This window comes from Fibrella musci (assembly GCF_041321105.1).
Taxonomy (GTDB): domain Bacteria; phylum Bacteroidota; class Bacteroidia; order Cytophagales; family Spirosomataceae; genus Fibrella; species Fibrella musci.
The window spans coordinates 494,283-510,086 of the sequence record NZ_JBGGWD010000003.1 but is presented as its reverse complement, the minus strand read 5'-3'; the positions used below and the strand labels follow the sequence as shown (position 1 = coordinate 510,086).

15 protein-coding genes and 1 pseudogene are annotated in these 15,804 nt (G+C 55.4%); 7 read left to right on the top strand and 9 right to left on the bottom strand.

Annotated features, from left to right (window positions below):
- Positions 1-27 precede the first annotated feature (27 nt).
- The 3 genes from lptB to recJ form a co-directional block, all read right to left on the bottom strand.
- Positions 28-762, bottom strand: coding sequence for an LPS export ABC transporter ATP-binding protein (gene lptB, locus ACAW74_RS11940; RefSeq protein WP_370698430.1), 735 nt, complete (start codon positions 760-762; stop codon positions 28-30).
- Between the two features lie 132 nt (positions 763-894).
- Positions 895-1,296, bottom strand: coding sequence for a GxxExxY protein (locus ACAW74_RS11935; protein WP_370698429.1), 402 nt, complete (start codon positions 1,294-1,296; stop codon positions 895-897).
- A gap of 17 nt (positions 1,297-1,313) precedes the next feature.
- The gene (gene recJ / locus ACAW74_RS11930; RefSeq protein ID WP_370698428.1) at positions 1,314-3,086 is read right to left on the bottom strand and encodes a single-stranded-DNA-specific exonuclease RecJ; all 1,773 of its coding nucleotides are present in this window, start codon (positions 3,084-3,086) and stop codon (positions 1,314-1,316) included.
- Between the two features lie 63 nt (positions 3,087-3,149).
- Here recJ and ACAW74_RS11925 point away from each other — a divergent pair, with 63 nt between their 5' ends.
- The 3 genes from ACAW74_RS11925 (at position 3,150) to ACAW74_RS11915 (ending at position 6,231) form a co-directional block, all read left to right on the top strand.
- A complete protein-coding gene (locus tag ACAW74_RS11925) occupies positions 3,150-3,566 on the top strand; it encodes a DUF2141 domain-containing protein (RefSeq protein WP_370698427.1) in 417 nt (138 codons plus the stop codon).
- Between the two features lie 113 nt (positions 3,567-3,679).
- Positions 3,680-5,689, top strand: a complete 2,010-nt coding sequence (locus tag ACAW74_RS11920) for a M1 family metallopeptidase (protein ID WP_370698426.1) — start codon at positions 3,680-3,682, stop codon at positions 5,687-5,689.
- 95 nt (positions 5,690-5,784) lie between these two features.
- Complete coding sequence (locus ACAW74_RS11915) at positions 5,785-6,231, top strand: VOC family protein (RefSeq protein ID WP_370698425.1); 447 nt, start codon at positions 5,785-5,787, stop codon at positions 6,229-6,231.
- 123 nt (positions 6,232-6,354) lie between these two features.
- On the opposite strand, the gene ACAW74_RS11910 is transcribed toward ACAW74_RS11915, so the two are convergent.
- Genes ACAW74_RS11910 through ACAW74_RS11900 form a run of 3 tightly spaced genes read right to left on the bottom strand, consistent with a single transcriptional unit; the run spans position 6,355 to position 10,646 of the window.
- Positions 6,355-7,290: a ketopantoate reductase family protein gene (locus tag ACAW74_RS11910; protein ID WP_370698424.1), complete on the bottom strand. Its 936-nt coding sequence runs from the start codon at positions 7,288-7,290 to the stop codon at positions 6,355-6,357.
- A gap of 3 nt (positions 7,291-7,293) precedes the next feature.
- Positions 7,294-9,210, bottom strand: coding sequence for a CocE/NonD family hydrolase (locus tag ACAW74_RS11905; protein ID WP_370698423.1), 1,917 nt, complete (start codon positions 9,208-9,210; stop codon positions 7,294-7,296).
- On the bottom strand, positions 9,207-10,646 hold the full coding sequence (locus ACAW74_RS11900) for an aminotransferase-like domain-containing protein (protein WP_370698422.1): 1,440 nt from the start codon (positions 10,644-10,646) through the stop codon (positions 9,207-9,209). Before ACAW74_RS11900 ends, ACAW74_RS11905 begins: the two co-directional genes overlap by 4 nt.
- Before the next feature lie 189 nt (positions 10,647-10,835).
- On the opposite strand from ACAW74_RS11900, the pseudogene ACAW74_RS11895 reads away from it, so the two are divergent.
- The 4 genes and pseudogenes from ACAW74_RS11895 to ACAW74_RS11880 all read left to right on the top strand — a co-directional run bounded on the left by ACAW74_RS11895 (position 10,836) and on the right by ACAW74_RS11880 (position 13,618).
- A pseudogene (locus ACAW74_RS11895) lies at positions 10,836-12,035 on the top strand (aminotransferase class V-fold PLP-dependent enzyme).
- Between the two features lie 46 nt (positions 12,036-12,081).
- Positions 12,082-12,675 carry a DUF1572 family protein gene (locus ACAW74_RS11890; RefSeq protein WP_370698421.1) on the top strand — a complete coding sequence of 198 codons (594 nt, stop codon included), beginning with the start codon at positions 12,082-12,084 and terminating at the stop codon, positions 12,673-12,675.
- Positions 12,662-13,024, top strand: coding sequence for a YybH family protein (locus ACAW74_RS11885; protein WP_370698420.1), 363 nt, complete (start codon positions 12,662-12,664; stop codon positions 13,022-13,024). Before ACAW74_RS11890 ends, ACAW74_RS11885 begins: the two co-directional genes overlap by 14 nt.
- A 45-nt stretch (positions 13,025-13,069) precedes the next feature.
- Complete coding sequence (locus ACAW74_RS11880; protein ID WP_370698419.1) at positions 13,070-13,618, top strand: DinB family protein; 549 nt, start codon at positions 13,070-13,072, stop codon at positions 13,616-13,618.
- A 124-nt stretch (positions 13,619-13,742) separates the two neighbouring features.
- Here the strand turns inward: ACAW74_RS11880 and ACAW74_RS11875 are convergent, their stop codons facing one another.
- From ACAW74_RS11875 to ACAW74_RS11865, 3 genes are read right to left on the bottom strand one after another with little or no spacing between them, the layout of a single operon-like run.
- Positions 13,743-14,141: a type II toxin-antitoxin system VapC family toxin gene (locus tag ACAW74_RS11875; protein WP_370698659.1), complete on the bottom strand. Its 399-nt coding sequence runs from the start codon at positions 14,139-14,141 to the stop codon at positions 13,743-13,745.
- Positions 14,128-14,361 carry a hypothetical protein gene (locus ACAW74_RS11870; RefSeq protein WP_370698666.1) on the bottom strand — a complete coding sequence of 78 codons (234 nt, stop codon included), beginning with the start codon at positions 14,359-14,361 and terminating at the stop codon, positions 14,128-14,130. The genes ACAW74_RS11875 and ACAW74_RS11870 overlap by 14 nt, the downstream gene beginning before the upstream one ends.
- A 35-nt stretch (positions 14,362-14,396) precedes the next feature.
- Complete coding sequence (locus ACAW74_RS11865) at positions 14,397-15,734, bottom strand: TldD/PmbA family protein (RefSeq protein ID WP_370698418.1); 1,338 nt, start codon at positions 15,732-15,734, stop codon at positions 14,397-14,399.
- Positions 15,735-15,804 lie beyond the last annotated feature (70 nt).

Genomic DNA, 15,804 nt, shown 5'->3' with positions numbered 1-15,804 from the left:
ATAAGAGTTCGGAGCAACGTGCGGGCACTACATCGCTTTCCGCTTCAACTCGAAGTTTTGACCCAGATACAGTCGACGAACATGCTCATCATTGGCGAGGTCTTCGGCCGATCCCTGTTTGAAGATTTTTCCTTCGATCAGCAGGTACGCCCGGTCGGTAATCGATAGCGTGGCGTTTACGTCGTGGTCGGTGATCAGGATGCCGATGTTACGGTGTTTCAACTGCGCCACGATGCTCTGAATATCTTCGGTCGCGATGGGATCGACACCCGCAAACGGCTCATCAAGCAGAATAAACTTCGGATCGACGGCCAGGGCACGAGCAATTTCGGTGCGGCGGCGTTCGCCCCCCGACAACACCTTGCCCTGACTCTTCCGCACATGGCCGAGGTGAAACTCCTCGATTAGCTCTTCTACGCGCCGTTTTTGCTCGTCTTTAGGCTTTTCGGTCATTTCCAGCACCGCCAGAATATTCTCTTCCACCGTCAGGTCACGAAACACGGAGGCTTCCTGCGCCAGATAGCCCAACCCAAGCCGGGCGCGTTTGTACATGGGCAGGTCGGTAATGTCGCGGTCGTCGATATAGACCTTGCCGCTGTTGGGTTTTACCAGCCCCACGGCCATATAAAACGAGGTCGTTTTGCCGGCACCGTTCGGACCCAGCAAGCCCACAATTTCGCCCTGCGCGACCTGATACGACACGTTGCTGTTGACAAACCGGCTGCCGTACTTCTTGACTAAATTTTCAGTTCTGAGAATCATGGGAGGAAGTTGTTACGCAGAGATTCGCCGAGTAAAGAGAGATTCACAGAGAATGATGTGCAAACTCAGTTATCACTTTTGTCTCTGTGAATCTCTCTTTACTCGGCGAATCTCTGCGTAACAGCATATAATTTACAAAGGTGTGTAAGCAAGACGGCGTATGCCCTGCCGAAGCATCTTCACTTGAAAATTGATCAACAGTCCAAGCGGGAAATTGCCGAGTCGCAGGTATGTAAGAAGCTGTGCTGTATGCACATCGGTTAGCAGGTCAACTGTCTTTAATTCAATAACTAGTTCATTTTCGATTAGGAGATCCAATCGATAGCCATGATCGAGCCGAACGTCTTTGTACACAATCGGCATGGACTTCTCCTGCTCAACATGTAACCCGATTTGGCTTAGCTCATAAGCAAGGCATTGACGGTATGCCGACTCCAGTAGGCCCGGCCCCAATGCTCTGTGCACCTCTATAGCGCACCCGATGACAACAGACGACAATTGACTTTCTGCGTATCTCTCCTGCTCTCTGTGCATCTCTGCGTTATAACTTTTTACATGTCAGGCAGTCGTATATCCTTCAAATACAATTGCAACGACGACGTGCCGCCGTAGTGGTTTTCGTCGATGGAGTAGCAGATCGAGAAAGGTTCGCCCTGATGCAGGTGATCGGCCCACGGCGCCATGCCGAAACCGATAGCCGTAAACGAATGCCCCGAACGTACCTGACGGCACGTAAACTTCAGGTGTTTCTCTTTCATCACTACCGGTTCGCCCACCAGCACCACCTCGTCGGAGCGGAAAACCGGCGACATGTTGTGCGGGCCAAACGGCGACATCTGCCGCATAATCCGGTAAAACTTGCCGTTGATCTCGCTGAAATCGAGCGGAATGTCGATCTCGACGCGCGGAATCAACTGCTCATCACGAATCCTGGCCGATACCACTTCTTCAAACCGCTGCCGGAAGGCGTCGACATTCTCGATGGGGAGCGTGAGCCCCGCCGCGAAGGTGTGTCCGCCAAACTGCTCCAGCAACTCCGAGCACGCTTCGATGGCTTCGTACACGTCGAACTCCGCCACCGACCGCGCCGATCCCGCCGCTTTGCCATTCGACTCGGTCAGGATGATCGTGGGCCGGTAAAATTGTTCGATGCACCGCGATGCCACTATCCCAATAACGCCTTTATGCCATTTTTGATCGAAGAGAACCGTCGATTTAGCCTTTATTAACAGTTCGTCGTTGCGGATCATGGCCAGCGCCTGCTCGGTCATGTTTTTGTCGAGGTCCTGCCGGTCTTTGTTGTGCGTTTGCAGGCCGTAGGCTTGGTCTTCGGCTTCGTCGTGGGTGTTGCAGAGCAGCAGTTCCACCGCCGCGCGGGCGTGTTTGATGCGCCCGGCGGCGTTGATGCGTGGCCCCAGACCAAATACCACGTTGGTAATGTCGAGCGCCCGTTCGGGTGGGGGGCAGGTTTCGTGGTCTTTCACGAAGCCTGCTACGCGGAGCAGCGCGCAAAGCCCAACCCGCGGCGCTGTGTTAAGCTGTTTCAGCCCGAAATAGGCCAGCACTCGGTTTTCGCCCGTGATCGGTACAATGTCGCAGGCGATGCTCACCGCTACCAGATCGAGGTAGGGCCAAAGCGTCGACGCGGGCAGACCACGTACCTGACACAGAGCCTGCAGGAGTTTGAAGCCCACGCCGCAGCCCGTCAGTTCTTTGTAAGGATAGGCGCAACCGGTGCGTTTAGGATCGAGCACGGCCACCGCATCGGGCAGCGTGTCGCCCGGCCGGTGGTGATCGCAGATGATGAAATCGACGCCCAGCGCGTTGGCTTCGGCTACGCGGTCGATGGATTTGATGCCGCAGTCGAGCGCGATGATGAGCGTAAACCCGTTGTCGGCGGCCCATTGCACGCCCGCTTTCGAGATCCCGTATCCTTCCTTGTACCGATCGGGAATGTAATGATCGAGGCGGTCGTAAAGCGTGCGCAGGAAACCGTACATTAGCGATACCGACGTGGTACCGTCGACATCATAGTCCCCGTAAATCAGAATTTTTTCACCCGTATGCATTGCCCGTGTTAATCGCTCAACGGCCCGGTCCATGTCGCGCATCAGGAAAGGGTCGTGCAGGTGGGGCAACTCGGGCCGGAAAAACGTACGGGCCTCCTCGAAGTTGGTCACGCCGCGCTGCACCAGCAGGCTGGCCAGAAATGGGCTGATATTTAGCGTCTGCACCAACGATTCAACGGCCGTCTGTTGGTCCGGGGCATCGGGGAAGGGCTTCAGAATCCAGCGTTTTGAGGGCGGGGCGGGATGTACAATCATGCAACTTGCGTACGGGGCATCAGTACGCAAGTTAATTTCGTTTACCCAAAAACAGTTTCCACCATGCTTATTTTCCTGCTCACGCTCACCAGCCTGTTGGCCCCCCATCCCCCCATAAAAAAAACGACCCTGACCGTCGAAGCGCAGAACATCCGGGATTTGAAAGGACAGGTTCGATTTGGCCTGTTTGCCTCTGAAAATGGCTTTCCCGACAAAGCCAGACCCATGCAGGCTAAGTCGGTTGGGGCCACAGGCCGAACCGTTCAGGCCACGTTTGAGGTAGAACCCGGCACCTACGCCCTTGCCATTTATCACGACCTGAACAGCAACGATAAAATCGATAAGAAGATGTTTGGTATTCCCACCGAACCCTACGGATTCAGCAACAATGTACGTCCGCGCATGTCGGCCCCATCCTACGACGATTGCAAAGTGGTCGTTGGTGAAGCCGGAAAAACCATTTCCATCCAACTAAAGTAGAGACGCAATCCCTTGCGTCTTAACAGGCGTTAGCAACTGTGATTATTGCTGACGCTGGATGAGACGCAAGGGATTGCACGGCCCGCCGCTGCGGTCTCTACGAAAAAACGCTTATGAACTACCTCTTCTTGATAGGCTGCCTGCTGACGACCAGCGTACTGGCGCAAACCAACGTACCTGATGCGAACGTACCTGGAACGGACGCCTGTGTAGCGGGGAAAGTACGTTTTTTTGGGCAACCGGGTCGACTGAGTGGGGGATCGGCCCGGCTGATGGGGCCCGCCGTGCAGTCGGCGGGCGACGCGACCATCGACGTCACCTACTACGGACTCGATCTGCGCCTGACCCACACGCCCAACTACCTGACCGCCGCGACGACCGTAGCCCTGCGCCCCGCCAGCAGCGCCATCAGCCAGTTTTTTCTGGACCTCAACTCAGTGCTAAAAGTCGACTCCGTCAAGAGCAACGGCCAGCGCCTGACGTTCGCACACGCAAGCAATCGCCTAACGATAACCCTCCCGCAGACACTAGCCGCGGGGCAAACGGGCCGGGTTACGGTATACTACCAGGGCGTACCCCCAAACACCGACGACGCCTTCGTCTTTACGACCCACGGCACCGGCGGGACTGCTAATCCGCTGATCTACTCACTAAGCGAGCCCTACGGCGCTTCCAACTGGTTTCCCTGCAAGGATACCCCCGCCGACAAAGCCGATTCGTCGGCAGTAAACATTACGGCCGCGCCCATCTTCGTGTCGGTATCCAACGGGCTGTTGCAGGGTGTCACGACCAACGCCGACGGCACCAAAACGTACCGCTGGAAAAACAGCTACCCCATTGCCCAGTACCTGATTTCGATCGCCTGCGCCAACTACCAGCAGTACGACACGCCCTTCAGCTACAACGGCCAGACGATGCCCGTGACGCACTACCTTTTTCCTGAGGATGCCGCCACCTACAAAACGGCCGTCGACGAAACCAACAACATGATGCGCGTCTTCTCCGATCTGTTTGGGACGTACCCCTTCATACGGGAAAAATACGGCCATGCCGAATTTGGGTATGCGGGGGGGATGGAGCACCAGACAGTCAGCTCCATGGCGCCCAACGCCCTAACCCGCAATGTGATCTCACACGAGCTGATGCACCAGTGGTTTGGCGATAAAATCACCTGCCGCGACTGGCAGAACATCTGGCTCAACGAAGGGTTCGCGTCGTATGGCGAAGCCGTGTATCAGGAAGCCATCGGTGGCCGAACGGCTTACAAGGCTTACATGGATGCCTTCATGACCCAGGCCTTGCTGGCCAGTGGTACGCTCTATGTCCAGAACGTAAACAGCATCAACGAGATTTTCAGCAGCTCGCGTTCCTATGCCAAAGGGGCTACGGTACTGCACATGCTCCGGGGCGTGCTGGGCGACAGTACGTTCTACAAAGGCATGCGGGCCTACGCCACATCGCCGCTGTCGTACAGCACTGCCGTAACGGAAGATTTTCAGCGTGTGATGGAGCAGTCGTCCGGGCAGAAGCTCGACTATTTTTTCAAGGAATGGGTCTACGGCGAGCGGTACCCAACCTACCAATGGTCGATCGCCCCGGTGGCCGGTACCAGCACAGCGGTTCTGAGCCTGACCCAGACAGCGGGCAGCAACCCCACCTCGTTTACGATGCCCATTCAGGTGACGGTGCAGTCGGCGGCGGGTGATCGAACCGTCACGGTCGTCAATAATCAGCCCATTCAGTCATTTACCGTTACGGGAAGCGGCGCGGTCACCGGCGCTCTGTTCGACCCCAATAACTGGATTCTGAAACGGGCGCAGCAGGTAACGCCCCCAACTGGCGGAACGGCAGTCATACTGGCCACGCAGGAAGCTATCAACCTACGCGTGTTCCCCAATCCCACCGCCGATCAGCTCACGGTCGAGTTTGCCACGCAACAACCCGGCCCGCTGACGCTCTCGCTGGTGAACCTGTTGGGGCAAACCGTGCTCACGCAACCCGAAACCAACGTACCCAGCGGCCAGCAACGCCGTACTATCGGCCTCGGCAACGTGCCCAGCGGGCAGTATGTGCTGCGCCTGCAAACCGCCGATGGGGTTAAAAGCACGTCAGTGGTGAAGTAAGAAGTTGGTCGTTTCTGGTTTGCTAGTTGACGGTATCGGCCGGAGTATACGCGCCGGGTAACGCGAACCGTTAGCTATCAAACGCAACATAGAACATGCGCTTCCTTCTTCCTCTTCTGTTAGTAGCCCAGTTGGCCGTCGCTCAGGATAAACTGGGCGTTGTGGGCCACAATCATATGGCGATACACGTGAAGGATATAGCCGTTAGCACGGCCTTTTTCCGCGACGTGATGGGCTTTAAATCCATTCCTGTGCCCGAAAACCTGAAAGCGATCCGGTCGTGGTTCGATCTGGGCAACGGGCAGCAGCTGCACCTGATGGCGGGCCGCCCCGACACCGAACAGATTATTCATGACAAAAACGCCAGCCACTTTGCTCTGTTTGTCGATGATATCGACAAATCGGAGGCGTACCTAAAATCGAAAAACGTCACCTACCACAAGCAGGTACGTTTCGACGGCGTCACGCAAATCTATTTCCCCGACCCCGACGGCTATCTGTGGGAACTCAATCAGGGAAAGGTGACCCCCAAAGCGTATTAGCATTTGTCTGTCGGGCCTGCTTAGTACGGCCTTTCTGAACCTAAAGCCTTATGCGTGTGCTGCGCATAAGGCTTTTTAGTTAGGATGAATGTTGGGTTGCATTAACTGTGTCGCCCTAATCAGTTAGCCGTCCATTATATGTCGGCTGACTTCGGATTTGATCCGGGTTAGCTCGCCAAGCAGTTGAGTGCGTGTAGCCAGTTCGGGTTTGCCCAGCCGCCGGGCGAGCCGGGCAACTTCCAGATTCAGCGTGTCAATTTCCGTTTCGCGTCCCTGGCTGATATCAACCAGCGTGGAAATTAGCTGTCCGTCTGAACGTTGGCTGATTTGTAGTAGCCGCTGTTCAACTGCCTGCTGATCCAGCGAGATACCCGCTTCCCGTGCCACGGCTATACATTCGCTTATGACCTCACGAGCCAGGACCAGCGCCGATGCGTCCCGGTGGAAGATACCATTGTCGATATCCAGCAGGGGACATATGGCGTTGAATACGCAGTTGGTAATGACCTTCTCCCAGATGGCAACCTGAATAGCGTGTTCAGCCCGAAACGGAAAGTGAGGCGTAGTAATCTGCTCAATCAGGTCTGCCAGGACTGCTTCCGGTCCCCGAATGATACCTACGGGCGACGCTGTTACGGGTTTGTAACTGACCGTGTAAGGGGCGCGCACCTGACTGGTAGCCAGCAACACACAGCGATAGACGAGCGGGAAGTCGGCATCCAGATACGGCTGCTCGACAGTTAGCCCGTTCTGGAGAAGGACGATAGGAGAATCGGCTGTTTTTCCTCGTAGTCGCCGGGCCAGGTCAGCATTGCCGAACGATTTGTTCGTCAGCAGAATAACGCCATGCCGCAGATCGGTCTCTTCCAGTGTGCCGATGGTGAATCTGGCCGTCTGGCTGGATCCGTCGCTGCCTTCAACCGTGATAAGCACGTCAGCTTCCGGCTGACTATTGCGGCGACTGCGCAGCAAAACAACATTCTTACCGGCGCGCCGTAACAAAACGGCCAGGGTCATACCAATGGCCCCCGTTCCAACGATGTAGATCGGTGTTTGCATGGCTCAGGGGAGAAGGGTCACCTCAATAGTTGAACGGCCATAGAGCCGGTGCCGGGCCGATCGAAAATCGGTTGGCTTGGCTTTGTAGATAGTCCTGACAAATGTCTGCGGGTTGCGGTCAATCAGAGGAAACCAGCTACTCTGCACCTGCACCATCACCCGATGCCCCTTTTTGAACGTATGCAGCACGTCGGGCAGGCGAAACGTTATATCGGTGCCCTGTCGGGGAGTTAACGGTTCTGGTTTGGCGAAGCTGCGGCGAAACCGGCTGCGCTGAACATCGCCCCGTACCAACTGCTGGTAATTGGCCAACTGCGTTTTTGGGTTGGGTAGGAAAGGATGATTTGGTTCGTCGGACGGGTAGACGTCGATGAGTTTTACTATCCAGTCGGCATCTGTGCCCGTGGTGCTGACGTGCAACCGAACACTGATTTCGCCGCCCACGGTCAGGTTTTCGGTTAAGGGCCCGGTCAGAAACGTGAGCACATCCGGCCGGGTGCTGGCAAACCGCTGATCGGCCGACATATAGCTAAACAGCGCGCTGAAATCTGGCTCGGCAGTCAGAGTGGCTTCGGTGTACGGAACAGGATTGGCCGGATCGCTGACATACTCCCGAAATCCCGCCGGGTCAGTGAGCGCTCCGGTTAGCTGCCCGCTTGGGGCTAAATGCCAGCGCAAACGTCTTGAGTTGGATAAAGGCCATTGCGCGAACGTTTGCCAGCGCTTCTGTCCTGTATCGTATAGGCAGATCTTGGGTAGTCCGGTTTTTCCATCGCCCGTTCCTTTCAGGTAATGGCGGAAAAAAGGAGCTTCCAGCGTGCGCTGGTAATGGGTGGCTAGGCTATCGCCGAAATACAGGTCATTGTGGAGCGTGTGGCCGGTTTCCTGCGTCCAGCCCCGATGCCCAAACGGCCCCATCACCAGCATCGGATTGGTCTGAGACTGGGGCATAGTGAGCGTTTTGTAGATGCTCAGCGGCCCATACAGGTTTTCGGCATCGAACCAGCCGCCAATCACCAGCACGGCGGGCCGGACCCGGTGCAGATGAGGCAGTATGTTTCGTTGCTGCCAGAAGGCGTCGTAGTTGGGGTGAGCTACCGTTTGCTGCCAGAACGTATTCCGGGCCAGATACCGCTGCGCATTTGTCAAAGGCCCTAGCGACTTGTGCCAGCCAAATTCGGTTTGGGTACCAGTGTCAATGAGCGCATCGGCAAACCAGGGCTTGGTTGTTGGCTGGGGCGGGCCTTCGCCAAACAAAGGGTAAGCCAGTAATGCCAACTGAGTGAAGGCACCGTTGTGGTGCATATCTTCCCGAAAAAAGTCGGCGATGGGTGCTTGTGGCGAAGTCGCTTTTAGGGCTGGATGAGCGTTGACGGCACCGGCTATGGCATAAAAACCGGCGTAGCTTGCTCCCCAGAGCCCTACCCGCCCGTTGTGGTGTTTGAGATGCGTCAACAGCCATTCGATGGTGTCGTACGTGTCTGTGCTTTCATCAACCCGACGTTGGCCGGAGGTCGACCGTTTGTTCCCGTCGATGAGGGGTGTCATGTTGGTCCAGCGCCCCTCCGACGCCCAACGGCCCCGTACATCCTGATACACAAAGATGTACCCGTCGGCCTGTAGCGTGGGTGATGGCCCCAGGGCTGTCCTGTACTGATCGGGGCCGTAGGGAGCCAATCCAAAGCAGGTACGTTGCATCAGCAGCGGGTAGGTACGTTGGGCCGATGCATCGCGGGGTACATAAACGGCCGTGTAGAGCTTAACTCCATCGCGCATGGGTACGTTGTACTCGAACTTCTGGTACTGCTCGCGCACGGGGTTTGTATCTGCCGAGGTGGCTTGTAGCCACAGCAAACTCAGTACGAAGCTAAAAACAGCGGTTATCCGGCTCTGCTCGCCGATCAGTAGTTGCCGAGTCATCGTGCTAGTTGTTGGTGAATACAAGTGCCAATTTGATGCAGGCCCCACTCAACCCGCTCACTAAAAGGCAGGCCGTAGCTGAGCCGCATGCAGTTGGCATATTGCGGCTGAAGGCTAAACAAACGACCGGGCATGATGCTAATCTGAAGCGGAGCTAGTTTGTCGGCCAGCGCGATCGTGTCGATCCTTGGATCCACTTCAACCCACAGGGTGAAGCCGCCCTGCGGTTCGCTGATGCGAGTGCCGGGAGGGAAATAGGTCCGAATGGCCAGCTGATACCGTTGGCAGTTGTTTTTCAGCGTCTGACGCAATCGGCGGAGATGGAGTTCATAGCGATCGTTGGCCAGAAAATTAGCGACGCCCTGCTGGGTAATGCCCGGTGAAAAACCGGCCTGATACCGCTTGATCTGGAGCAGTGCGTGGCTATACTGGCCTGGCGCTACCCAGCCAACCCGATAGCCTGGTGCCAGCGTTTTGCTGAATGACCCACACCAGAGAACCCACCCCTGTTCGTCGTAGGCCTTGCAGGGACGTGGACGGTAGGGCGAAAAGTGCAGATCGCCATAGAGATCGTCTTCGATGAGGGGCAGCCGATACGTTTCCAGCAGCCGAACCAGCCGTTGCTTGTGCGTGTCGGGCATACAACTACCCAGCGGATTGCTGAAGTTGGGCACCAGCAAGCAGGACTGAACCTGCCCTGCCTGCATATGCTTTTCTAGTACATCCAGATCGATACCCGTCAGCGGGTCAGTAGGCAACTCCAGCACTTTCAGCCCCAGCGAAAGAATACTCTGGAGAATGCCGAAGTAAACGGGGCTTTCCACGGCAACGGTATCGCCCGGTTGCGTCACTGTTTTCAGGCATAGGGTCATGGCCCCCGTGCAACCCTCCGTCGTGATAATTTCTTCGTCGGTAAGCTGCCCGCCCCAGAATAGAGCATAGCGGGCGATCTGTCGCCGTAGCGCCGCGTTTCCCTCCATTAGTTCATAGCCGATACCGGCGTGAGGCATTTCGCGTTGCGCCTGCTGGAAAGCCTTAGTTAACTTCGAGACGGGCAGCAGGCTGGGGGCTGGTACACTCATGGAAAAAGGAAGCCAGTCGGGCTGCTGTTGCTGGCGCATCAGCCGCAACAGGATCGACTCCAGATCGGAAGGGCTCCCCTCCTGTGCCATGGCCTGCGGTGCTGACCGGCGCGGTACACGTTGCTGCCGTTGGCCCTGCGTTCGGGCATAATAGCCCGACTGCGGGCGGGCTTCCACTAGCCCTTCTGCTTCCAGATGGTAATAGGCTTGCTGTACCGTATTGATACTAACGCCCAGTTCCTGGCTGAGCGTGCGAACAGAAGGCAGCTTGTCACCTTCGGCCAGTAAGCCCAGCCGTAATTTATCGCCAAGCTGACGAGCTACCTGCTGGTATTTGGGAATGAAATCAACCATGAGCGCGCCCTGTTAGTTAGTGTAAAGTCTATGCCGCACAAAAGTAAAGGGCTAGGCTGTACGCGTTGCCATACACTTTCCGACGAAAAATACCATACAGTTTATGCGTGACCAGTTTCTAAACTGTATGGCCTTAAACCGGTTGAAGTGAGTCTGTTCAGGTACGTGTTGGGCGGTTTTTTTTGCCCCATGCTATCTCAACCAACCTTACCGCTCGACATCACTCACCTCCGGGACGATACGCCCGGCTGCACCGATACGCTATTTATGAACAGCGCGGGCGCCTCACTAATGCCTCAGCCCGTAGTAGCGGCCATGATGGGCTATCTTCAGCAGGAAACTCAACTTGGCGGTTATGAAGTCGAGCGGTTACGGCGGCACCATATTGAGCAACTATACGACGAAGCAGCCCGGCTCCTGAATACGAAGCCTGGCAACATTGCTTATGCCTACAGTGCCACTGACGCATACATTCAGGTGCTGTCGGCTATTCCGTTTCGGGCGGGCGATACGATTCTGACGACAACTAACGATTATGTGTCGAACCAACTTGCGTTTCTGTCTATACAGCAGCGGTTGGGCGTCCGGCTCATCCGGATAGCAAATCGTACCGATGGCGCTATCGATCTGACGCACCTGGAGGCGTTAATTCGGAAGCACCGGCCGGTGCTGGTGGCTGTTACCCACGTACCCACCAACCTAGGGCTCGTACAGCCTGCCGAGGCAATATGAGCAATTTGTCGGCAATATGGCGTCTGGTATCTGCTGGATGCGGCTCAGTCGGTGGGGCAGCTGCCGCTGGATGTAGACCGGATTCAGCCCGACTTTCTGAATGCTACGGGCCGCAAGTTTCTGCGGGGACCGCGCAACACAGGTTTCTTGTACGTGTCTGATAGGGTGCTGGCGGCTGGGCTCACGCCGCTGTTTATCGACCGCCGCGGCGCTACCTGGACAGCGCCCGACGCCTATACCGTGCAGCCGGGTGCGCGCCGCTTTGAGCCCCAAGAGATGTCTTTGTTGAGTGTTGGGCTGGCCGAAGCGCTTCGGTATGCGAATCAGGTAGGAATCGCCAACATCGCACGGCGCAACCAGCAACTTATGCACCAGCTCCAAATGGGCCTATCACAAATCGATGGCTTGCGGTTGATGGAGCGAGGGATGCCACAGAGCAATATCCTGTCGTTTTACACTGATCGTCAGTCGCTAGCCACATTGGAAGCGATTCTTCGGCGCGAACGGATCGTGTTTACTACCCAGTTCACCCAGGCTGCGCTCATTGACTTCTTAGACAAAGGCGTAGATTGGGTGATTCGGCTCTCGCCGCACTATTTCAACACACCGGAGGAAATAGAGCAGACGATCGACGTGATTAGTCGGGCTATGAATTGAGTTCATCTAAAAAACAGGGATTCCCAACGACCAAACGCGATACGGTATGCCAAATGACACCTTACCTGATCTGATCAACCAATTTGCGTATTATAAACTGCTGGGGGAGAAGGCATTGGCACAAATCCCCGACGATAAACTGAACTGGCGGTACAACCTAACCTGCAATAGTGCGGCCACCATCGTCAAACACCTGTGGGGAAATATGTTGAGCCGTTGGACGAATTTTCTGACGACCGATGGTGAAAAAGAGTGGCGTGACCGGGAGGCTGAGTTTGACAACGACGGCTGGTCGCGCGATGAGCTGCTGCACCGATGGAACGAGGGCTGGAACGTGTTGCTTGGCACCCTCCGTAACCTGAAAGAGGAGGACCTGACCAAAACGATTTACATCCGCAATCAGGGGCACTCAGTTCGCGAGGCAATTAACCGGCAGCTGGCGCATTATCCCTATCACATCGGGCAGATTGTGCTGTTGGGCAAGATGCTGGCTACAGAGTGGACGTCTCTGTCTATTCCGAAGGGGGCATCCCGGCAGTTTAACCTGGCCAAGTTTGCGCAGCCTAAACATACCGAACATTACACCGATGAATTTCTGAAAACATCGGCTCAAACCCAGATGAACGATGATGACGCATGAACAAGCCACTCACTTTGCCAATGACTGGATCAACGCGTTTAATGCGCATGACCTTGACGCCATTTTAGCGCATTACACGGAGGATGTGGTGTTTTATTCTCCCTTCATTCCGTTGCTGCGGTTTAACGAATCGGGCTGCATAACCGACAAACAGGCGTTGAAGCAGTACTTCCAAATCGGGCTGGCTACCTACCCCGATCTGCATTTTACCCTACATCACGTTTTTGTGGGCATCAATACGCTGGTTATCTACTATACATCCGTGAATGGTCGGCTGGCCTCGGAGGTCTTCCAACTGAATGAAGACGGCAAAGCCCGGCAGGTCTTTTGCCATTATACCATGCCTTAACCTATTGAAAATGAGTATGGTAATCCATCGAGTTTCAGGTTAATTATGACAATCGCTCGCCCTGATCTTACCGAATATAGCGCGTATCACATCCCTTACCTGCGTTTTGTGCCGGAAGGGACAGACCCGCTTGTCCTGCTTCAGCGACAGCCCGCCGACATAAGGGTGTTGCTCGGATCGCTGACCGATCAACAGGCGTTGGTTCGGTATGCGCCGGGTAAATGGAGCATCAAGGAATCGCTGGTGCACCTGATCGATACCGAGCGGATTTTCACCTATCGTGCGCTCCGCATAGCCCGTGGTGACCAGACGCCCCTGCCGGGATTCGAGCAAGATGACTACGTACCCAACTCCGGAGCCGATGCCCGTTTGCTCACAGACATCTGGGCCGAGTATGAGGCCGTCCGAAAGGCTACTTTGTTGCTGATCGACAGTTTTACGGAACAGGCATTGGTCCGGCTGGGTGTGGTCAATGGGAAGCCGTTGAGCGTGCGGGCATTGATTCATGTATTGGCAGGCCATGAAGCCCACCACATACAGCTTTTTAGCGATAAGTATCTGGTGTACCTCAACACGAAAAAAGCCACTGACTAGTCAGTGGCTTTTTAATTAAATATCTGTAAATAAGGATGATATAGTTTTGGTGTAGGCGATACGCTACACTACACCGCGTTGGAAAGGCTACTGAAGGTGAATTCGCGGATCTTCATCGGCGGAATCAGGTAGTTATCGTCGGCTTGTCGAATGGGTTGAGTATACTGACCTGATCATCCAGGCCAGCAAAATCACTAACGTTTCTGGTGATTAGCTGACAGCCGTGTTCGCGGGCAGTAGCTAAAATAATGGCATCCGGCAATTTGATTTTTCTAATCTTACGATAGCCCACAACCCGTTCGGCGATTGCTTGCGTAATAGGTAACGGAGCTAGTAGCGAAAAAAGCGATTTCGTAAAAGCCTCTTCGTTCGCATCGACAAAAGGGTACCCAACGACTTCCATGTACGTGATCAGCGAAACCAGTAACTCATCATTCGGGAAAGAAAAGTCACTGACTAGCAGTGACTTTTTCGACAAATAGATTACAATGTTACTGTCTAATAACAGCCTATTCCCATTCATCACGGAGCCGTTTTTGCCACTCTGCTGGCTCGTCAATATTGCTAAAGAACGATGAAGAGGCTGACTGGGCCAGGAATTGAGACAGGCGTTCCGCATTGCCGTCTGGAGCAGCAGGCAACTCGCGGACGGTTATCTCAACGTCTTTACCCAACAAGTCATCTACGTTCGATAAGCGAACCAGCGGACTATCCAGGTGGAACCGATACGTGTGAGCGATCATACCAAAGCTGTTTTTTCGACTGAATATACAAAAAACTACACGGCGTCGGAGAGGCTGCTGAAGGTGAATTCGCGGATCTTCATCGGCGGAATCAGGTAGTTGCCATCCGATTCGGTGCTGACAACGCGCTCCGGTTTGCCCAGCGTTTCGAGGTTGTTGAGCATGATCACCGGGCTTTCGTTGAACCGGAAATTCTTTACGGCGTGCTTGATCTTGCCATTTTCGATCAGGAACGTTCCGTCGCGGGTGAGGCCCGTGAGCAACAGCGTCTGCGGATCGACCGAGCGGATGTACCAGAGTTTCGTGACCAGAATGCCGCGCTGCGTGCTCTTGATCAGATCGGCCAGCGACGCCGTGCCACCCGCCATGATCAGGTTGTTGGGAAACGGTACGGGTTGCTTGCCCTGTTTTTGCGCCCAGTAGCGCGAGTAGGCCATGTTCTTCACTACACCTTTATCGATCCAGGTGTTTTTGGGCTGCGGCAGGCCGTCGCCCGACCAGGGGGCGGCAGGTAGCTCGGCGTTGGTCGGGTCGGAGTAGATCGTCACGCGTGAGTCAACGATTTTGTCGCCCAGCTTGGTTTTGCCACCCGGTTTGCTCAGGAACGAGCGCCCTTCGTCGGCCGAGCGGGCATCCATGCTGAAAAACAACTGTTCGAGCATCACGGCGGCAGCGGTCGGCTCCAGAATTACGGTATACTTGCCCGGCTCCAGCGCCTTGGCATCGGCTGAGGCAGCGGCTTTCTGCATAGCGATCCGCGTGGCAGCGGCCGTGTCGAGTTTCGAAACGTCGCTATAGCCTTTGGCAACGTACCCAGAGCCTTTGCCGTCAGCGGTGCGCACGGTGAGCGAGAAATTGACGTTGGTGCTCGGGTAGTAGGCAAACAGCCCTTTCGAGTTCATCATTGCCTGATACCCCCGGAAGTCGTCCATGAAGCCAGCGGCGGTTAGGTTGGCCGCGCGGGTCAGTTCCAGGCTTTTGGCCACGGCTTCGGCGCGGGCAGCGGGCGTCAGGTTGGCGGTGCTGGAGAAATAGCCGTTGGCTTTCAGGTACGTTTGTGGCCCCAATACACTTACGTACTCGGGATTTTCGGGGGCGAGCCGGGCCAGTTCTTCAGCTCGCTGCACCACTTTCTGGAGCGAAGCGTCGTCAAACTCGTCGATAGTGGCCGTACCCACTTTTTTGCCAAATGCCGACTGTACCACCAGGTTTTGGTTGGTTCGGCTGCCGCTGGTCGATACTTCGTTGCGGGCGTAGCGGATGTTACCGCGTTCTTCGCCCGAGATATTTACCTCGCACTCGTCGGCTTTTGAGTAGCTGAGGACTTTAGTCAGCAGCGCTTTCGCTTCTGCTTCGGAAAGAATGGTAGCCATTGAAAAAAGTGTTCAATGTCCAAGGTCTAAAGTCTAACGTGCCGCAATAGGCTTTGGCCGTTAGCTGTTG